Annotated in this window: 17 protein-coding genes and 1 tRNA gene; 12 read left to right on the top strand and 6 right to left on the bottom strand. The window is 42.7% G+C overall.

Annotated features, from left to right (window positions below; all coding sequences use genetic code 11):
• Positions 1–122 precede the first annotated feature (122 nt).
• The 5 genes from AC1XUD_RS09095 (at position 123) to AC1XUD_RS09075 (ending at position 6,949) form a co-directional block, all read left to right on the top strand.
• Complete coding sequence (locus AC1XUD_RS09095) at positions 123–674, top strand: hypothetical protein (protein ID WP_483360665.1); 552 nt, start codon at positions 123–125, stop codon at positions 672–674.
• Positions 675–714: 40 nt separating this feature from the next.
• Positions 715–1,503 carry a cysteine hydrolase family protein gene (locus AC1XUD_RS09090; protein WP_483360664.1) on the top strand — a complete coding sequence of 263 codons (789 nt, stop codon included), beginning with the start codon at positions 715–717 and terminating at the stop codon, positions 1,501–1,503.
• 45 nt (positions 1,504–1,548) lie between these two features.
• Positions 1,549–3,030: a hypothetical protein gene (locus AC1XUD_RS09085; protein ID WP_483360663.1), complete on the top strand. Its 1,482-nt coding sequence runs from the start codon at positions 1,549–1,551 to the stop codon at positions 3,028–3,030.
• Between the two features lie 96 nt (positions 3,031–3,126).
• Positions 3,127–5,985, top strand: a complete 2,859-nt coding sequence (uvrA, locus tag AC1XUD_RS09080; protein ID WP_483360662.1) for an excinuclease ABC subunit UvrA — start codon at positions 3,127–3,129, stop codon at positions 5,983–5,985.
• Positions 5,986–6,112: 127 nt separating this feature from the next.
• Entirely contained in the window at positions 6,113–6,949 is an 837-nt protein-coding gene (locus AC1XUD_RS09075) for a fumarylacetoacetate hydrolase family protein (RefSeq protein WP_483360661.1), read from the top strand.
• 72 nt (positions 6,950–7,021) lie between these two features.
• Here the strand turns inward: AC1XUD_RS09075 and AC1XUD_RS09070 are convergent, their stop codons facing one another.
• The 4 genes from AC1XUD_RS09070 to AC1XUD_RS09055 form a co-directional block, all read right to left on the bottom strand.
• Positions 7,022–7,411, bottom strand: a complete 390-nt coding sequence (locus AC1XUD_RS09070; RefSeq protein WP_483360660.1) for a hypothetical protein — start codon at positions 7,409–7,411, stop codon at positions 7,022–7,024.
• Positions 7,412–7,733: 322 nt separating this feature from the next.
• Positions 7,734–9,044, bottom strand: a complete 1,311-nt coding sequence (gene der, locus AC1XUD_RS09065) for a ribosome biogenesis GTPase Der (RefSeq protein ID WP_483360659.1) — start codon at positions 9,042–9,044, stop codon at positions 7,734–7,736.
• Between the two features lie 60 nt (positions 9,045–9,104).
• Positions 9,105–10,040 carry a GTPase Era gene (era, locus tag AC1XUD_RS09060; protein WP_483360658.1) on the bottom strand — a complete coding sequence of 312 codons (936 nt, stop codon included), beginning with the start codon at positions 10,038–10,040 and terminating at the stop codon, positions 9,105–9,107.
• 33 nt (positions 10,041–10,073) lie between these two features.
• Entirely contained in the window at positions 10,074–12,029 is a 1,956-nt protein-coding gene (locus AC1XUD_RS09055) for an LTA synthase family protein (protein WP_483360657.1), read from the bottom strand.
• A gap of 106 nt (positions 12,030–12,135) precedes the next feature.
• Here AC1XUD_RS09055 and AC1XUD_RS09050 point away from each other — a divergent pair.
• The 7 genes from AC1XUD_RS09050 (at position 12,136) to AC1XUD_RS09020 (ending at position 18,186) form a co-directional block, all read left to right on the top strand.
• Positions 12,136–12,208 (top strand) — tRNA-Met (locus AC1XUD_RS09050).
• A gap of 662 nt (positions 12,209–12,870) precedes the next feature.
• Positions 12,871–14,286 (top strand): hypothetical protein, encoded by a 1,416-nt coding sequence (locus AC1XUD_RS09045; RefSeq protein WP_483360656.1) that lies wholly within the window; start codon positions 12,871–12,873, stop codon positions 14,284–14,286.
• Between the two features lie 160 nt (positions 14,287–14,446).
• Entirely contained in the window at positions 14,447–14,605 is a 159-nt protein-coding gene (gene rpmH, locus AC1XUD_RS09040; protein ID WP_215241093.1) for a 50S ribosomal protein L34, read from the top strand.
• Between the two features lie 95 nt (positions 14,606–14,700).
• Positions 14,701–15,114 (top strand): ribonuclease P protein component, encoded by a 414-nt coding sequence (rnpA, locus tag AC1XUD_RS09035; RefSeq protein WP_483360655.1) that lies wholly within the window; start codon positions 14,701–14,703, stop codon positions 15,112–15,114.
• Positions 15,115–15,120: 6 nt separating this feature from the next.
• Positions 15,121–16,776, top strand: coding sequence for a S41 family peptidase (locus AC1XUD_RS09030; protein WP_483360654.1), 1,656 nt, complete (start codon positions 15,121–15,123; stop codon positions 16,774–16,776).
• Positions 16,777–16,824: 48 nt separating this feature from the next.
• A complete protein-coding gene (gene tsaB / locus AC1XUD_RS09025; RefSeq protein ID WP_483360653.1) occupies positions 16,825–17,517 on the top strand; it encodes a tRNA (adenosine(37)-N6)-threonylcarbamoyltransferase complex dimerization subunit type 1 TsaB in 693 nt (230 codons plus the stop codon).
• Between the two features lie 153 nt (positions 17,518–17,670).
• A complete protein-coding gene (locus AC1XUD_RS09020; RefSeq protein ID WP_483360652.1) occupies positions 17,671–18,186 on the top strand; it encodes a DUF2480 family protein in 516 nt (171 codons plus the stop codon).
• 9 nt (positions 18,187–18,195) lie between these two features.
• Here the strand turns inward: AC1XUD_RS09020 and AC1XUD_RS09015 are convergent, their stop codons facing one another.
• A complete protein-coding gene (locus AC1XUD_RS09015) occupies positions 18,196–18,777 on the bottom strand; it encodes a ribonuclease HII (RefSeq protein WP_483360651.1) in 582 nt (193 codons plus the stop codon).
• Positions 18,777–19,796 carry a VWA domain-containing protein gene (locus AC1XUD_RS09010; RefSeq protein ID WP_483360650.1) on the bottom strand — a complete coding sequence of 340 codons (1,020 nt, stop codon included), beginning with the start codon at positions 19,794–19,796 and terminating at the stop codon, positions 18,777–18,779. The genes AC1XUD_RS09015 and AC1XUD_RS09010 overlap by 1 nt, the downstream gene beginning before the upstream one ends.

Genomic DNA, 19,796 nt, shown 5'->3' with positions numbered 1-19,796 from the left:
TGCTCTACAACATTCTTAAGATGTCTGTCGAATAATGAATATTGCCGCCTATCTAATAATTTTGTCAGTACAAAAACTGCACCGTCAGACAACTTCGAACCTTAATACCAACTTTATATTAAATGGCACTTCCGGAAAATCTTAAAAAAGCAATCGTCCAAATGTCGGTTAAGGAAAAAGATAAACTTTTGCTCAGATTGGTTGCCAAAGATTCGACATTGGTCGACCGCCTGAATTTCGAACTGATCGAGGAATCGTCTACGATTGATGAGAGAAAGGAAGAAATTAAGTCGCGTATCGAAAGGGTATCGCGTTTTAATCAGGACACTCCGGGTTGGGTACTCATGGATATGCGGAATTTGAGTGGCGATATCAGCTACCACGTCAAAGTGACCAAAGACAAAATGGGAGGAATTGAGCTCAACCTATATCTGATGCTTACCTTCATTGAAAAACATGAACAAATGCTGACCAAATATTCATCAAGATCCGACACTTGCGCACTGTATATTGCCAAAAAAGCGAGTACAATTTTAACCGCTTTGAGCAAGCTAAATGAAGATTATCTTGTTGATTATCTTTCCGATACCAATAAAATGCTGGAATATGTTCACAGAATTTGTTCGAAAATATATGCAAAGCAGCTGGGGATACCAGAAAGCATTGAGATTTGAAACTTCATTTTAAAATTGCATTAACCGAGAACCTTCCGTTATGAAAACAGCCTTGCTCATCATTGACGCCCAATATGATTTTTGCGATCCAAATGGTTCTCTTTTTGTGCCGGGAGCGCCTGATGACGTCGAACGAATTGCTGCATTAATTACCAAACACTCCGAAGCAATCGATGCCATTTTTGTCACACTGGATACCCATCAGGTTTTGGATATTGCGCATCCACTTTTTTGGGAAGACGCTCAGGGATATACTGTTGCGCCTTTTACACTTATTACGCCGGATGCAATTGCAAAAGGGAAATTCCGACCAAGATATGATCCCGAATATGTAAACTCATACCTCGAAACACTGGAGAAACAAGGTGAATTCAAACATTTTATCTGGCCGGAGCATTGTTTGATTGGCACGCCAGGTGCCGCCCTGGACCAGACAATTTCCAATGCATTACTATTTTGGTGTCATAGAAATAATAAGGATTATACTGCCATTATCAAAGGCCAAAATCCTCTGACCGAACATTTTGGCGTTTTTAAGGCTCAGGTCCCGATTGCAGCAGATATTACCACTCAAATAAATACTGGCTTTCTTGAACAACTTGAAGGATATGACCGAATACTGGTCACGGGTGAGGCAAGGTCACACTGTGTTGCAACGAGTGTAAAACAAGTTCTTGAACATGCACCACAACTAGTTTCCAAGCTGACAATACTAACCGATTGCATGTCCGATGTAACCAATTTTGGATACCTCGCAGATCCTATATTTGAGGCAGCGGCGGCGCAGCGTGCCGAATTTATCACTTCAGATATTCTAAAACTCCACTAAAACCATGTAATTATATACTGTCTCCAAGCTTAAAGTTGCTTACTTTTGAGTGATTACGCAGACCTGACAAAACTTATGAAGTATGTTTCGCTTTCGAAACGCTATGCGATTTTAATATTCTTTGTCTGCCTGACTGCTATTACATATTACCACAGACCTCCTGGCGGAGACGACGCATGGTTTTCAGAACAATCTTATTGGCTTGAAAAGACAGGTGTTATTCGGTCAGAATATTTCCGCGGGATTGCAAACTGGGAAAACCAGCTGTTGGTTAGTCACAAGTTATTCATTGTTCTCGGCGCAATTTTATCTCATTTTCTTGGATTTCAGGCACCTATACCACAATTCATGGGACTTATTTTCTTCGTCATCATGGTGGCTGAAATCATTTCCTATATCAAGAGCCGCAGACCTGTTTCAAGCCAGGAACTCCTTATCACAATACTGATCCTGGTTTTCGCCAATCGACTACTCATTAAAATGAGTTTTGAAAATCGCCCGGAGATGCTTCTTGCTGCTTGTGGTTTCGGCTCTTTTTTACTGCTGAACAAATCAAACGTCAGGGTATATCAGGTCATTTTTGCCGGACTCTTAGCTGGCCTTGCTTTTCTTGCCCATCTCAACGGCGTGATATATGTCCTTGCCGGTTTCGGTCTTTTGCTTTTGCTGAAAAGATATCGGGATCTTGCCATATATACGCTCGTGTGCGGAACAACTTGTCTTTTTTATCTCACGGATATTGTTTTGGTAGAAAACGGATTTGAAGCGTGGTGGCATCAGTTCCGTAACGATCCGGCAACTCAAGACGCTTTTGGATTTAAATCCAAACTCATTCAGATTGCTACTTATCCGCGGTTATTTTTTCATTCACCTGAACAAATTGCGCTTTCAGTATTGCTGGTTCATTTTCTGTGGAAGCAACGAGCGAATCTGCGTCAGATTCCTTTCGGATTAAGAACATATTCTTTGCTGATATTCCTGCTTTTTTGGTTTATTACCAAAGCGAACAGCGCTTTATACATGCCTCTTTTCATGCCGTTCATGTTTGCGCTCATATTTGAATTATTTGTAATGGATATGCGCTTCAACCGGACACTCAAACTGCTGATTGCCGTTTACTTCGTGATTGGCATATATGGGTCGATTCAAATTATTCAGAGAAACCTGTCGATGGAATATTTACCGGTTTCCTATCAAAATCTCCGTCCTAAACTTGATTCGACGCAAGTGGGGCTGGTTCCTCTTACTTTTTTCTACAATGAATATAGTCGGTATCCACGCTTATTGGCAAACGAGAACTACATCATCGAATCCAGGAAAAAGAATATGACCACCGATAAGTTTGCAACCTGGGCAAAAAACCATGGAGCACAATTCATACTGATGGACTACCTTTTCCGTTCTGAACCCTTCTATCCAAAGGCGGGCAAGAAAACAATTCCTTTTTTCAAGCTTCATTTCTTTGACGGCAGATTTGCTATATATAAAAGCATAATTCACCCCCATAAACGTCGGTTAGAACCATAATACGTGTTAGGATTCCCAAACTAAAAACATGAATTTTGGGTTACTCATCAGATACGGCCGCTCTTTTGTGGCCTTTAAAATCGACATCAAGTTCATATGGCCGAAATAAGTGTGCTTAGGAATGACGTATCGGATTTTGATACGCTCAGTCCCAAACAATATATCCTGATCAAAGGAGCAAAAGTCAACAATCTCAAAAATATCGACGTTGCCATACCCCGCAACAAAATGGTGGTAATCACCGGCCTATCAGGCTCGGGAAAGTCGTCTCTTGCATTTGACACGCTCTTTGCGGAGGGGCAGCGGATGTACGTGGAAAGTCTGAGCAGCTACGCACGCCAATTTTTAGGTCGAATGGAAAAGCCGGAGGTTGAGTATATCAAGGGTATATCCCCGGCCATAGCGATTGAGCAAAAAGTAAACACCCGGAATCCGCGGTCAACGGTCGGAACTTCAACAGAAATTTACGATTATCTAAAATTAATGTTTGCGAGGATCGGCCATACTTTTTCACCGACATCCGGGCAGCCAGTTAAAAAAGATTCCGTGTCTGACGTGGTGAATTTTATGTTGAGCCACGAAGATGGTACCAGAGTCTTGATTTTGGCACCGCTATTAATTACGCCAGGACGTTCTTTGAATGAAGAGATGAAAATCCTGCTTTCAAAAGGCTACAACCGAATTATACTTAATCAGGAAACCATCTCCATCGAAGACTGGCTTGAAGGTTCGCAAGCAGAAAGTAACGGTAAAGAACCAATATATATCCTGATTGACCGCGCGGCCGTAAAAAGAGACGACGAAGACACCCAATATCGCCTTTCAGATTCTGTTCAAACCGCTTTTTTCGAAGGAGACGGGATTTGCATTGTCGAAGTGGTTGGTGGAGAAAGAAAAGAATTTTCAGATAAGTTTGAACTCGACGGCATTACTTTCGAAGAACCGTCGGTTAACTTATTCAGTTTCAATAACCCATATGGTGCTTGCAAACGATGTGAAGGTTTTGGAAAAGTGCTGGGAATTGATCCTGACCTGATTATCCCTGATAAAAATCTCTCGGTATATGAAGGTGCTATCGCGCCGTGGAGAACAGAAAAAATGAGTGAGTGGCTTACTCCGCTCGTTCGGAATGCCGCGAAATTCGATTTTCCAATTCATCGTCCATTTAAGGATCTAACTAAAGCGGAGCAAATTCTAATCTGGACTGGAAACCAGTATTTTCAGGGTATCAACGATTTCATAGCCGAACTGGAGGCGCAAACGCATAAAATTCAATATCGCGTCATGCTTTCCCGCTTTCGCGGCCGAACCGTTTGTCCGGATTGCCGGGGTTCACGCCTGCGTAAAGATGCTGCATATGTAAAAGTGGCGGGTTATTCTATTACAGACCTGGTGCTGATGCCGATTAAAGACGTGTCTGAATTATTTAAAACCCTGGATATCAGCGAGCATGATCGCCAAATCGGTAAGCGCGTATTAACCGAAATTGAAACTCGTTTGGAATATCTTTGCCGAGTTGGTTTAGGATATCTGACTTTAAACCGCCTGACGAATAGCCTTTCTGGTGGTGAATTTCAGCGTATCAAATTAGCTACATCATTGGGAAGCGCTCTTGTTGGGTCCATGTATATTCTCGATGAACCAAGTATCGGTTTGCATCCAAGAGACACGAAAAGACTGGTGGGAGTATTGGAATCCTTGAGGGATTTAGGCAATACTGTTATTGTAGTAGAGCACGAGGAAGAAGTGATGCATGCGGCAGATCAGATTATAGATATTGGCCCAGAGGCCGGAATAGGTGGAGGTTCCCTTGTTTTTCAGGGAAATTGGAAAGAATTGCTGGATCCTGAAAAAAGGGCCAGTTTCCTAGCAAGCGATCATAAGAGCCATACGCTTAACTTTTTATTGGATCTGGATTCAATTCCTGTTCCACAGATTAGAAGGAAATCACTGCATTTTTTAGAGATTTCCGGGGCGAGGGAAAACAATCTTAAGGATATTGATGTAAAATTCCCATTAAACAACCTCACAGTCGTAACCGGCGTTAGTGGCTCGGGAAAATCAACTTTGATAAGGAAGATTCTATATCCGGCTTTAATGCGTATTAAAGGTGAATTCAGTGAGGATGTAGGACGTTTCGATCAGTTGTCGGGCAGTATAGATCGCATAGCCGCAATTGAAATGATTGACCAGAATCCGATTGGAAAATCGTCAAGATCGAACCCGGTGACATATATCAAGGCATATGACCACATCAGACAAATGATGTCGGACCTTCCGCTTTCTAAAAGTCGTGGCTACAAACCTTCTCATTTTTCGTTTAATGTGGATGGTGGTCGCTGTGAGATTTGTCAGGGTGAAGGTCAGGTGAAGATCGAAATGCAGTTCATGGCTGATATATATCTGAAATGTGAAGGCTGTGACGGGAAAAGATTTAAGCAAGAAATTCAGGAAGTAAAATATAACGGAAAAGACGTAGCAGAAATCCTGGATCTATCTGTGGATGAGGCGATTGAGTTTTTCAGAGAATCAGAACCCAAACTGGTTGAAAAATTAAGTCCGCTGCAGGAAGTTGGATTGGGATATGTTGGTTTGGGTCAATCTTCCAATACCTTATCCGGCGGAGAGGCCCAGCGGGTGAAGCTGGCTTCGTTTTTAGGAAAAGGTTCTTCTAACAAAGGCAAAACGCTCTTTATTTTTGATGAACCAACGACGGGGCTTCATTTTCATGATATCAAAAAATTGTTGAAAGCGATCAATGCGCTGGTTGAACAAGGCGACAGCGTCATCATCATCGAACACAATATGGAAGTGATCAAATGCGCCGACTGGATCATTGATCTGGGGCCTGAAGGCGGTGAAGATGGCGGATATCTGACCTTCGCAGGAACTCCCGAAGAAATGGCGAAATTGGAAGGAAACCATACGGCAGATTTTTTGAAAGAGAAAATATGACCCAAGGCCCATTCATGCATTTCGTAGAAAACAATAGCCCATATTCCGTTTGCATTCGTAATTGATTATAGAGTATAGAGGTGCCGAAAAGCACTTCTAAATCTTGAAACATTAATTGAAACTACCCATGAAATTATACAAAACGGAACATGGAATCCTGCTGGAAAATGAAGACATACTATATCGCCTGCATGAGTCTGCGTGGGATGAGGTTGTAAATCGCGACGACCTATATGCCTGGCTCAGGGCCCAAATCAAAGAATTGATCCCTGTCACGTTTTCGGACGAGTTTCCTATGCCTGAGCTTCTGGCTCCGATTGGTTCCCAAGAAGTATGGGCGTCTGGTGTTACATATTTCAGAAGCCGCACCGCGCGTATGGAAGAATCAGAAAAAGCAGGTGGTGGGAGTTTCTACGACAGAGTATATAGTGCAGAACGTCCTGAATTGTTTTTCAAATCGGCCGGCTGGCGGGTCATTGGTCATCAAGGGCTGGTCCGAATCCGTAAAGACTCGACTTGGGATGTGCCGGAACCTGAGCTAACTTTATTTGCCACCTCGTCTGGAAAGCTCGTCGGATATACCATTGGAAACGATATGAGTTCCAGAAGTATTGAAGGTGAAAATCCGCTATATCTGCCGCAGGCTAAATCTTATACTGGAAGTGCAGCACTTGGCCCCTGTTTATATGTGACAGAAGACGCATTGTCTCCCGATACCGTTATCGATTTGTCCATTATAAGAGACGGTCAAGAGGTTTTCAATGGAGAAATCACACTTTCTCAGATGAAACGCACGCCCAGCGAACTTCTGGAATATCTGTTTAAGGAAATGTCCTTCCCAACGGGCTGTTACCTGATGACTGGAACCGGTATTATTCCCGGATCAGACTTTACGCTTCAATCAGGAGATATTGTTTATATAACGCTTGAACCTATCGGCACACTGACTAATACTGTCGCCTGAGCCGCTATAAACAACAAAAGGGCCGAAAACACATCGCTTTCGGCCCTTTATTTATTTATCAAAGTCATATCCCTATTCTTTTCCGATCATCTGCGATCCTATCATACTGTAAAAAGCCTTTTGAACAATCACTGATACTTTCGAAACTACACTCTTAGAAGCAGTTTCTTCCTCCGATTCAAAAAGAAATGATGGGCCTTCAGCGATAATACGCTCGTTCAAAGTTACCATTTTTGCCATTTTATCAGACAGCTGGTTAGTAAATGATTGTGTCGCAGGTGTTGCCTTAACAACCGCTATCTTCATCGGCTTTTTAGTTTTCACGTCGTTCGTGCATGCTTTTTTCGACTCTTTTACAGTCTGCAGTTTTTTGTGAGCAACAAACATATTGTAAGAATATCCAGTTGCTCCAGATTGGAAGCTTACGAATAAGAAAAGAAGAAGGATGGTTAAAAGTCTCATGGCTATATCTTTCAATTGTTAGAAATTCTGACCTGATAATTTATGTAACTAATTGACTGTACAAATATATATGTTTTGTTAGGTATCTTGCAATACATAGTACCTTGTTTTTAACATTTTTTTTGAAAAATTTTTTTTCACCCCTTTTTCCACTTTCCCTCTCACTGATCGATAGATGCAAAAGTATCCGAATACGTTGCATCGGTAAAGTAAAAATGATCAAATGGTCGAAATTTGTGACCAAACTGACGAATCAGACGGATGAAACAAAAAAACGCCGACTGAATTACTCCAGCCGACGTTTCGGTAATTTTTTTCACGCTTATTTCTCGCGGAAGAATATAGTGATGGGAACACCGGAAAAATCGAAATTCTCCCTCATCCGGTTTTCAAGATATCTCAGATATGGATCCTTCACATGCTTTGGATTACTACTAAAGAAGACGAAAGTAGGCGAAGGCGTCGGAAGCTGGATCATATACTTGATATTGATATACTTTCCACGATCTGCCGGCGGCGGATATCTTTCGATCTCGGCCTGCATCACCTCATTCAATTTTGAAGTCGTAATTTTCTTCGTTTTGTTCGCATATACCTCCATTGCCTTCTCCATCACCTGGTGAATCCGTTGTTTTTCAACTACGGAAGCAAAAATGATGGGCATGTAGTTCATTGGCGCAAGGCGCTCCAGCAACTGTTTTTTGTAGGTATCTGCTGTTTTGGAATCTTTTTCAACAAGATCCCACTTATTTACCATGATTACAATACCTTTTTTCGCCTTATCAGCCTGTCCGATGATATTCAGATCCTGACCTTCCAAACCGAGGGTTGCGTCCAATAGAATGATGCAGACATCCGATTCTTCCATCGCTTTGATAGAACGAAGTGTTGAATAGTATTCAATATCTTCCTTAACCCGAGATTTGCGGCGAATTCCTGCAGTATCCGTCAGAATGAAATTCATCCCGAACGCATTATAATGCGTGTGTATCGCGTCTCTTGTCGTTCCTGCAATGTTCGTCACGATACTACGTTCAGAACCGGTCAAAACATTAAGAAAAGAAGATTTCCCAACGTTTGGACGTCCCATAATCGCAATTCTTGGAATACCAGCTTCCGGATCTTCAATTCCCGCCGTTTCAAAATGTTTGATCACCTCATCCAGCAACTCACCCGTTCCGAAGCCCGTTTGTGCCGAAATGGCATATACGACATCGCCCATCCCAAGCTCATAAAACTCACCTGCCGATTGATATCTTTCAGTCGTTTCTGCCTTATTGGCAACCAGAAATACCGGTTTATTGAAACGACGAAGTACGTTTGCGAAATCTTTATCAAGGTCAGTAAGTCCTGTCATGGTGTCAACCATGAATAAAACTACTGTCGATTCTTCGATTGCCAGCTCCACTTGTTCGCGGATAGCTCCTTCAAAAATATCCTCTGAACCTACCACGTATCCGCCTGTATCGATCACAGTAAAATACTGGTCAGTCCATTCACCATATCCGTAGTGACGATCCCGCGTTACTCCACTCTGGTTGTCCATGATAGCCTTACGGCTTTCTGTCAGACGGTTAAAAAACGTGGATTTTCCAACATTCGGGCGCCCAACTATTGATATTATATTTGCCATTTTTACGCTTAACTTTTAATTGATCCGGAGAGAAACTGTTCCCCTCCTCCATTCATTTTATTAATCTTCGTATCCAAACTGTCTCAGCTTGTCTTCCTTGCTGCGCCAGTCCGGTTCTACTTTTACATGTTGTTCCAAAAAGACTTTCTTACCAAAAAAAGCTTCGAGATCGTGGCGGGCCTGGGTGCCTACTCGTTTCAACATCTCTCCTTTTTCTCCGATAATTATTCCTTTCTGGCTTTTACGCTCAACCAATATTTCGGCACGAATGACGATAATATCTTCCTTTTCCTTGAATTCAGAAATGACCACTTCGGAGCTGTATGGAATCTCCTGGCGATAGTTCAGAAATATTTTTTCCCTGATAATTTCCGAAGCAAAGAAACGCTCAGGCTTGTCGGTTAGTTCATCCTCAGCGAAATAAGGCGGGTGAAACGGCAACCTTCCAACTGTTTCATTGAATAAAGTAGCAATGTTAGCATTCAACATCGCCGAGATTGGAACGATCGCCGCTGGTTGAATTGCTTCCTGCCATTCTGCTATTTTCTTGTTAACCTCTTCTTCGTTGGAAAGGTCAATTTTATTCAAAACCAATATCACTGGCGCGTCCGTTCTTCTCAATAAAGGAAGTACTTCATGCTCAGCAGCTTTCTCACCAATTTCCGTAACAAATAAAACCACGTCTGCGTCTTCAAGAGACCCTTTTACAAAGGTCATCATCGAATCGTGCAGCTTATATGCCGGTTTTACGACACCAGGCGTATCGGAGTATACCAATTGAAACGGTTTTCCTTCAAATTCACCGTTCAATATCCCCATAATACGGTGGCGGGTTGTCTGGGCCTTCGAGGTAATAATTGACATGCGCTCTCCTACCAAAACATTCATCAAAGTTGACTTGCCCACATTCGGCTTCCCGATAATACTCACAAACCCCGCCCTGTAATTAACTGATTCCGAACCCTGTAGCTCCGAACCTACTTCTTCATTTTCCATTTCTATTCATTTTTAAGACTGATAAACAGTCTGCTATTTCCCTATTGTCAGCTTGTCGTCCAGCATTCCGTTCACATACTGTTGGATAAAAGCTTTAACCTCCGCTTCCATCGGTGCCTGAACTTGTGGCAACGTGCCGGCGAGATTTTGTTTTAGCAACTTATCTTTCTGATAATTATACAAACCTACGGCTTTCTGTCCATCAAATTGCAAAACGTAAGGCCCATTGTACCATTGATATACGCCATCATAGTTAACCGCGTAGTTTTTACTGTCCTTCGAAAATACATTTTTACCAAAGGCAAAGTAGGGTTTATCATAGTTCAAATACCCCATCACCGAAGGTAGAATATCTATTTGCTGAACCAACTTCGAACGATCAATTCCCTTCATTGTGCTATCCGAAGGGCAAAAGAAAAGGATGGGGATAGAAAAATTCCCTACAGATGTCTGATATTCAGGGTAATGCGCCAGCGTAGCCGCATGATCCGCAGTGATGATAAACAGTGTATTCTTATACCACGGCATCTTTTTCGCAATATCAAAAAACCGTTTCAGCGCGTGGTCTGAATAGCCCATCGTTTCGTAAACCGGCAGCGCCCCCTTCGGAAATTTATTTTTGTAACGATCCGGCAGGTTATATGGGTCGTGGGAGGAAACTGTAAACAGCGTGCTTTGGAAAGGCTGTTGAAAAGTATTCATCTTTTTTGCCCAAAATTGAAGAAACTCCTCATCCCATATTCCCCAGATTCCGTCGTAATCCTTATCATTGGCATATTCCGTTTTTCCAAAATATTGCTGAACGCCAATCAAATTCACAAAAGCCTGGAAACCCATCGAACCATTCGGCGCACCATGGAAAAATGAAGTATGATATCCTTTCTCTGCCAGCATTTTCGGCATACTTGGCAGCGTATTATCAGTATATCGTGTTGTGATAAATGGCTCTTTGATACCGGGTATGCTTGTCAACACGGAGGGAATCGCCTCAATCGACTTAGCTCCGTTGGCAAAAGAATACCAGAAAACTTTGCTTTGCGTCATCAACGAGTCCACGAACGGAGTATATCCTTTATATGTACCGTTTTCCAGACCATGGTTATATCCGCCCACCATTTCTTTTCCAAAACTCTCCCAAATGAGCACCACAACATTCATTGGTTTAAAAGGCGCAATCAGCGAATCCGGTTGATGTATCGGATTAAACTCCGTTCTCATTTCTTTTTGATCCGAATAGTAATTTGCGCGTTCATAGTCCCGTGAGCGAATCGTGCGATAGATACAGAAAGGTGTATTGAGTGCAATAAACATCTCCTTGGGCCTTTTTACATATTCGCCCGCGTTGCTCAGCGTAATGGGGCGAGTGCTATGTAAAAAACCTCCGCGGGCTCCGGCAATAAAAAGGTAGACGATACCGGCCATCAGTACACTATGCACAAGAAAGAACTGCCAAAGCTGATAAGCGGGCTTCCTTCCAACTACGACTTTTTTAGTAATCAGAATCAAAACGGCAATCATGGCCAACCATATCAGAACCACATACCAGTATCGAACGATAAAGCCGCCAACCAGCAAATGCATATTGTGCTCGTTGGAAAATTCCTTCAAGACACTCCAGGTAGTTCTTTTGATGGTGAAGCGGTAGTATATAAAATCAGCACAGTTAGCGAGGAGTGCGACACTGTTGGTAAACACAAATAAAAGATCCAATCCTTTCTGATACCCCTTTCTGTATTTAAACGTGAAAGGGATACTCATCAAAAAGATATAGAGAATATTGGTATACAAAACAGCCGACGTATCGAAGCGTAAACCGCCTACGAACAGCCTCCATGCACCATGTAAATCTATTCCGGGAAAATAAATTTTGTTGAAAGTGTAAAATAGTACTCGGCAAATCAGGAACAGAAACATTATACATAGTAATCTGGAAATCAATACTATATGGATACTTTTTCCTGTTCCGGAAGTTCTTAAATCATAATTCATGTAGCAAAAGCGGTGTCAGCCCGAGGGGTCATTCTCAAATATTTCACAAAAATAGTTGTTTATTAATTAATAACCGTTGTATATTTGCACTCCAATTCAACAACACCGCGGGATGGAGCAGTTGGTAGCTCGTTGGGCTCATAACCCAAAGGTCGCTGGTTCGAGTCCAGCTCCCGCTACATCGGAAGAAGAAAAGGCCACTTTAACGAGTGGCTTTTTTCGTTATTAGCCCGGTTGGCAACTCGCTGGGGTCGAGCGCGACTCCGGACGGCGCGTCTTGATCATAATCCAAAGGTCGCTGGTTCGAGCGGCAGGCGATCCTGTCCAGCTCCCGCTACATCGGAAGAAAAAAAAGCCACTTTAAAAAGTGGCTTTTTTCGTTATTAGCCCAGTTGGTAACTCGTCGGGGTCGAGCGCGACTCCGGACTGCGCGTTTTGATCATAATCCAAAGGTCGCTGGTTCGAGCGGCAGGCGATCCTGTCCAGCTCCCGCTACTTCGGAAGAAGAAAAAGCCACTTTAAAGAGTGGCTTTTTTCATTATTAGCCCGGTTGCTAGCTCGCCCGGGTCAAGAGCGACTCCGGACGGCGCGTCTTGATCATAATCCAAAGGTCGCTGGTTCGAGCGAGACACGTAGTCAGGGGCAATCCACTCCACCTCTTACCGCATCAAAAAGAAGGGCTCATTAACAAGTGACTTGTTCGGTTTTAAAGAACTTGCGGGTTGGAAAATTGAACATTTCCGATTCCCTTATTGACCACATTCTCCTCCCCCAAATCACAAATCTTCCAAAATTTCTCATAGTTTTGGAGATCTCACACTCACACAACCTATATTAAACAATGAAAATGTTTACGTGGCTTGAAACTCCCGAGCAAAAATTCAGAGCAGCTTTCTTTGCGCTTTTTCTCTTGCTATTACCGTTTCTCCTTCTATCATTTTACGCTTTTCCCTCTACTGATGATTACTGTCATGCGCTCGCTGTGATTGAAATGGGCTACTGGAAGTATCAGGCACATTACTGGAATACTTGGTCTGGCAGATATGTAGGGACTTTAATTTCCGCTACCCAGCCACTGGCGTACGGCTCTTATATTGGCTATAAGCTTTTACCTATTGTCATTTTCGCTGCATATGGACATGCAGCATATACGTTTATGTCGTCGGTGCTGTCACCTTGGCTTCCCCGCTGGAAGCCCTTGTTTGTGGCATTTCTGTTCCTGTTTATATTTATTGCTGAAATCCCAACCGTAGCGGGCTATTTCTACTGGTATACGGGATATTACTATACCATCGCCGATATATGTACCCTATATCTATTCTCCTATTTCTTTAAAAATTACAATCGTCAGGAGACTGCTAAAACCGCTATCATCTGTATATCACTGGTAATTATCATCGGGATGAACGAATACTCACTGGTATGGCTGGTGTCGCTCACAGGCGCGCTTTTCGTGTTCGGAAGTTTTGTTCAAAAGAAATTTCTTGCGCACGAGCTGGTCATCTTTCTTGTAGCGCTGGCTGCAGGTATTCTATCCGTAACCGCTCCGGGGAATGCCGTTAGGGCAGATTCCGGGTTATATCCAACTCCTTTGAAATATAACCTGATCTATTCACTGCAACACAGCGTGGTTTGGGCAATTCATAATTTCGCAAAAATGGCACCCACTTTATTCATTTATGCGATCGTAGTGATGCCCATCGCAGCGCAACTTTATAAACTAAGTCCGAAAGATAAATTGCGATTTCTCAACATTCACCCATTTCTGTCATGCTTTATATTCTTCGGATGCTTGTATATCACTTATTTCCCAACTTACTGGTCCATTGCTGAGCCGCCAAATCTGAGAGGACAGGGACTGATCACTTTCTGGACCTTACTCGGCTGGACGTTCAACATCTTTGTAATTACCTTTTGGATACTCAAAAGATATCATCAGATCACGATTCCACGACTGGGAATATTTTCCTGGGCGATCGGGCTCTATTTTCTGAGTATATATCTGAGCAATTTTAACTTTCGCTCAGCAATTTCCGACCTCGCTACCGGAAGAGCAGCAAGGTATTATCAGGAGATGGAAAACAGGACCCAAATGGTATTATCAGCGAAGGAACGTGAGGTGTTTGTGCCCAAACTTGTGAACATTCCGCACACCATTTTAAGCCCGAATGTTATCACAGATGCGGCCTGGGCATCAGTAGAATATGATAACGGATGTGCAGAATGGTACTTCAAAAAGAAGTTTTTTTACAAATGAGTTGTTAAAAAAATAGCCAAATTGATGGTTTCTCATTGATTATCATCTGTTTTCCTATATTTTTTTAAAGTGGTTTTGACAAAACAATATTCTTTTCCTACCTTTGCAAGCCCAAATTCTGGATAAAGTAGATTTTATAGCGCAATAAATTGATATAAAGATGAAACGTACGTATCAACCATCGAATCGTAAGAGGAGAAATAAACACGGTTTCCGTGAGAGAATGTCCACTGCAAACGGACGCAAAGTAGTTGCGGGCCGCAGAAAAAAAGGACGTTGGAAATTGACAGTATCTGACGAAAAACGTCACAAGCAATAAGCCGAGTTTGATTGTTTTGAGATAAAGGGGGCTTTGCTCTCAACGTCAGACAAGTGAGATATTTTCAAACTTGAAGACATATTATCGCCAAAACCTTGAAACAAACTTTTAGCAAAAAAGAACGTTTATGCAGCCCCAAGCTCATTGGCAGGCTGTTTCAAAGAGGTAGTACGGAAGTGCACACGTTCTACCTCTTTCCTTTTAGGGTACTGTATATATACGATACCCCAACTCCTCCTGAATACCCCCAGGTACTTTTCTCTGTATCTAAAAAAAATTTCAAAAAAGCCGTTGACCGTAATCTGATTCGCCGCCGTTGCCGCGAAGCTTACCGACTGCAAAAAGAAGTTTTACTTTCTACTCCTCCCGAGGTTCGCCCCTCCTATATTGCTTTTTTGTATCTTGCAAAAGAAACCAGTACTTTCAGCGTTATTGAAAAGGCAATGGGACAATCCCTGAAAAGATTAAGTAAACTCCCTCCCGCCCCGCAATCCGGTATTAATTCCTGAAACTCGATGAAAAAGTATATCCGCTCAGCTTGGTTCGCTATTCCCGTAGTAGCAGGCCTGGCATTTGTCTCTTTCCGTCAGGACGATCGGCTGTTCGATATTGCCCGCAACCTTGATATATATGCCACGCTCTTTAAAGAGCTGAATGCGTATTACGTAGACGATATCAACCCTAATCAGTTGATTAAGACCAGCATAGACCAAATGCTTCGGTCCCTTGATCCATACACTGTCTACTACGCCGAAGACGATATTGAGGATTATATGACCATGACGACCGGAAAGTACAATGGCATTGGTGCCATGGTAAGTTCTTCGGACGGCAAGCATGTGGTGATGATGGTATATGAGGATACTCCAGCTCAAAAAGCGGGACTGTTATTGGGAGATGAAATTCTCAAGATTAACGACGTGGATATTTCTACCCGTGAGGATTTTGATACAGGAAAATTGCTAAAAGGCCAGACCCAGACAAACGTTAAGCTGACGATCAAGCGCTACGGAATTCCGAAACCGGTTGAAATCACTTTGAACCGTGATATTGTGAAGGTTACAAACGTCCCTTATTATGGCATGATCAGCGAAGATGTAGGATATATTGATTTGAAGGATTTTACAGCTACCGCCTCCCGTGAAGTACAAAATGCTTTTCAGGAATTGAAAGGAAAAGGGATGAAATCGGTCATTCTTGATCTTCGGGATAATCCGGGCGGGTTGTTGAATATGGCGATAGAGATCTCCAATATCTTTGTTGCAAAAGGAGAAGAAATCGTATCAACCAAAGGTAAAGTTACTGAATGGAATAAAACATATGTTGCCAACAGTCCGGCATTGGATACAGAAATTCCGATGGTGGTTTTGACCAACAACAGGAGTGCTTCTGCCGCAGAAATTGTATCCGGCGTAATTCAGGATTATGACCGTGGCGTCTTGATTGGTCAAAGAACCTATGGGAAAGGTTTGGTTCAAACCACCCGCGATCTGTCGTATAATACCAAAATGAAAATTACCACTGCCAAATATTATATTCCGAGCGGAAGATGCATTCAGGCAATTGATTACAGCCACAGAAATGAAGACGGTAGTGTGGGCAAAATTCCTGACACGCTGATGACTGCTTTCAAAACCCATAACGGCCGTGTTGTTTATGACGGAGGTGGTATACTGCCGGATATCGTTACTGAGAAAGAAACGTTTTCTCCTTTGGCGATAAGCCTGGGGCGCAACCGCCTCTTTTTTGATTATGCAGTGAAATACCGCTTCGAGCACACTAGCATCAAACCTGCCTCTGAATTTCATCTGTCTGATCAGGAATATGCTGCTTTCATCAAATGGCTTGGAGGTAAAGAGTATGATTATACAACGCAGGTTGAGCGGGATTTGAATGATTTGGAGGCCTCGGCCAAAAAGGAAAAATCGCTGGATGCAATTGAAGATCAGATTAAAGCGCTAAAATCAAAGTTGACACATAACAAAGACAACGATCTTCAACTTCATAAAGCAGAGATTAAAAGCATATTGGAGGAAGAAATTATCAAGCATTATTACCTTGAAAAAGGTATGCGAGAGGCTTCATTCCAGGAAGACCCGGAGGTCAAGTCCGCGCTGGCACTCTTCAAAGATCCGGCCCGATACAACGAAATTTTAAAAAATAAAAAATAACCGAATAGCTGCCAGAAAATTCTTCCGGCAGCTATTATATCTTATAACATGCTGATTCTTAGCATTGATACTTCTACCAGAGGATGCTCCGTAGCGCTTCACCATCACTCAGAACTTGTAGCTGGATATGATCTGTTTACGGACAGATCTTCGTCGGCCATGCTTACGACTCTAATCGAGAACATTGTTACAAATTCCGGATTCAGCCTTCCTGAACTCGACGCGATCTCTGTTGCGAAAGGTCCGGGATCATATACCGGCTTACGGGTAGCAGTATCTACAGCGAAAGGACTTTGTTTTGCTTTGTCGAAACCGCTTATTGCCATTAATACGCTGGAAGCGATGTACTTACAAGTAAAAGGTTTCTTTTCAGAAGACTTCCTGTTTTGCCCAATGATTGACGCCCGACGGATGGAAGTGTATTGTGCTGTATATGATTTTGTCGGGGATACGGTAAAACCAACCGAAGCATTGATTCTTCAGGAAAACTCTTTCGAAAACGAACTCAATACTAAAAAAGTAGTATTCTTCGGCGACGGATCGAATAAATGCCAATCGCTATTTACATCACCGCAGGCGGTATTTTTAACTGAAAATATCAAACCGTCAGCGAAAACAGTGGGCATACTTGCCCAGAAAGCTTTTGCGAATCAACAATTTGAAGATCTGGCGTCATTCGAGCCCTATTACCTGAAAGACTTTATGAGCCCGGCTCCAAAAAAGAAAGCATTGTCAAACTGAGATATTAAAATTATTTCAGGCAATTATTTTTGCAATTCAACCTGCTGAAAATAAGCCAACTACCAAAAAATAATCCCTAAAAGCTAACACCTGAGAGCTCCTCTCAAAAACATTGTTGTCGATTTTCATGTTAACCCTTCATATTCAAAAATTATGGAAGCAGAAATAGTTAACAGAGTTGCCACCAGCGGTATCGTTTCATTGGATCTTGAAGATTTATATCATCCCGGTGAAAGGGTTTTATATGATTTGAAAGACAATCTTTTTCAGGGAATGATTTTGCGGGAAAAGGATTTTCGCGACTTTTTGAAAACCCATGACTGGACTCAATATACCGGTAAGAATGTAGCAATCACTTGCTCCGAAGACGCCATCATTCCGACTTGGGCATATATGTTACTTGCCACACATCTGCAGCCGTACGCAAACGAAATTGCTTTCGGCTCGCTTGAAAACCTGGAAGATGTGCTTTACCATAAGGCAATCAGCCAATTGAATATATCTGAGTTTGAAGGTAAGAAAGTCGTTGTAAAAGGTTGCAGTAAAGTCGATGTGCCGATGTCTGCATATATGGCCGTGAGTAAGCTATTGAAACCTGTTGTTCAAAGCCTCATGTTCGGAGAGCCTTGCAGCACAGTTCCTGTTTATAAAAAGCCGAAAAATCAGTAGGGTCTGACCTTATTCTTTCAACAAACGAAAGGAAAGGCGATGATAGGTCGTGGTTCCGTGGGTACTGATACCTTTTCGGTGACGTGCGGTTGGATAGCCGACATTATCTTCCCACCCATAATGCGGATGAATTTTAGCCAGGTCTGCCATTAGTTCGTCACGATAGTTTTTGGCTAAAACCGACGCCGCAGCGATGGATAAAAACTTGCTATCGCCTTTTACAATGCAAGTATGCGGGATCATTTGATAAGGCACGAAGCGATTTCCATCGACCAATAAGTGTTCCGGTCTTGTCACAAGCCGATCCACAGCCAGGTGCATTGCCAAAAAGCTGGCCCTGAGGATATTGATTTTATCAATTTCAACATTATCTACTTCGGCAATGGCCCAGCTTACGGCTTCACGTAATATATCTCTCTGAACTTCAACACGCTGTGCTTTTGTAAGTTGTTTGCTGTCAGTCAGATATTCATGTTTGTAATCGGATGGTAAAATTACAGCAGCGGCCACAACAGGTCCGGCCAGGCACCCTCTTCCTACCTCATCCAGCCCGGCCTCAATTACGCTATGATTGTAAAATGGTCTTAACATCAATCTTCAAGAATATTCGACATAAAAGTACTTTTGGTAGCGAGTGCCAATAAAAAGAAAGTAACAGCCCAATAGAGGTAAATCCTGTAATAGTCAGTCACTTCCCTCGAAATAACGTCTTTGTATTTTATCTTTTCCAGCTGATCAATTTGCTGAAAAACATTTCCCAGAGCCTTATTTTCCGTGGCCCGGAAAAACTTTCCATTTCCAATGCCCGCCACTTTTAACAACTCTCCTTCATCCATAAAGGAGTTTATTGTACCGGTGGAATCCGAACGCGAAGCAGCCTTCGGTACTCCCACTGAAATGGCGTAAATCTTTATTCCAAAAGCCTTCGCCAGTTGGGCTGCCGTGGTCGGTCCCAGGGTTCCGGAGGTATTGTCACCATCACTGATCAGGATCGCGACTTTACTTTCGCCCTTAGTATCTCTCATTCGATTAACAGCCACCGCCAGGGCACTTCCGATTGCAGTTCCGGCGATAGGGATCATATTAGGCTTAATCTCATCCAAAAACCCATATAACAACTCGTAATCTGCCGTCAACGGACACAACGATACAGCTTCTCCTGCAAAGATAATAAGTCCAATCCTGTCCTGCAGGCGTCCTTTGATAAAATCACGCGCTACTTTTTTAGCAGCCTCCAGTCGGTTTGGACTCAGATCTTTCTCTGTCATCGAGTCGGATATATCCAGCAGCAACATGATATCAATACCTTCTGAATAGCGATCCGTTCGCTCCGACACAACCTGGGGCCGGGCAAGACATACCAGGATCAACATAATTCCCGCGCAAACCAGAAAAGGCTGCACAAAACGCAACATTGCCAGCCATTCCCAGCCGCTTTGGGACGGATGATATGTCATGACCAGCCGTTGCTTCCTTTTCCGATGCAGCGCGCCTCTTAACCAAAACAACAGCGGCACCAGGGGGATGGCATATAAAAAGTATGGATATACCCATTGAAACGAGCTAAACGCATCGTATCCAAACCATTTAAAAGATATCCATTGGTCCAT

The sequence above is a fragment of the Dyadobacter sp. HNCC25DJ184 genome, from assembly GCF_056895215.1.
This window is presented reverse-complemented; position numbering and strand designations above follow the sequence as displayed.

Coding starts and splice junctions, on each gene's coding strand:
- AC1XUD_RS09095 (WP_483360665.1), top strand. CDS start 123: ATGGCACTTCCGGAAAATCTTAAAAAAGCAATCGTCCAAATGTCGGTT.
- AC1XUD_RS09090 (WP_483360664.1), top strand. CDS start 715: ATGAAAACAGCCTTGCTCATCATTGACGCCCAATATGATTTTTGCGAT.
- uvrA (WP_483360662.1), top strand. CDS start 3,127: ATGGCCGAAATAAGTGTGCTTAGGAATGACGTATCGGATTTTGATACG.
- AC1XUD_RS09075 (WP_483360661.1), top strand. CDS start 6,113: ATGAAATTATACAAAACGGAACATGGAATCCTGCTGGAAAATGAAGAC.
- AC1XUD_RS09070 (WP_483360660.1), bottom strand. CDS start 7,411: ATGAGACTTTTAACCATCCTTCTTCTTTTCTTATTCGTAAGCTTCCAA.
- der (WP_483360659.1), bottom strand. CDS start 9,044: ATGGCAAATATAATATCAATAGTTGGGCGCCCGAATGTTGGAAAATCC.
- era (WP_483360658.1), bottom strand. CDS start 10,040: ATGGAAAATGAAGAAGTAGGTTCGGAGCTACAGGGTTCGGAATCAGTT.
- AC1XUD_RS09055 (WP_483360657.1), bottom strand. CDS start 12,029: ATGAATTATGATTTAAGAACTTCCGGAACAGGAAAAAGTATCCATATA.
- AC1XUD_RS09045 (WP_483360656.1), top strand. CDS start 12,871: ATGAAAATGTTTACGTGGCTTGAAACTCCCGAGCAAAAATTCAGAGCA.
- rpmH (WP_215241093.1), top strand. CDS start 14,447: ATGAAACGTACGTATCAACCATCGAATCGTAAGAGGAGAAATAAACAC.
- AC1XUD_RS09030 (WP_483360654.1), top strand. CDS start 15,121: ATGAAAAAGTATATCCGCTCAGCTTGGTTCGCTATTCCCGTAGTAGCA.
- tsaB (WP_483360653.1), top strand. CDS start 16,825: ATGCTGATTCTTAGCATTGATACTTCTACCAGAGGATGCTCCGTAGCG.
- AC1XUD_RS09020 (WP_483360652.1), top strand. CDS start 17,671: ATGGAAGCAGAAATAGTTAACAGAGTTGCCACCAGCGGTATCGTTTCA.
- AC1XUD_RS09015 (WP_483360651.1), bottom strand. CDS start 18,777: ATGTTAAGACCATTTTACAATCATAGCGTAATTGAGGCCGGGCTGGAT.
- AC1XUD_RS09010 (WP_483360650.1), bottom strand. CDS start 19,796: ATGGACCAATGGATATCTTTTAAATGGTTTGGATACGATGCGTTTAGC.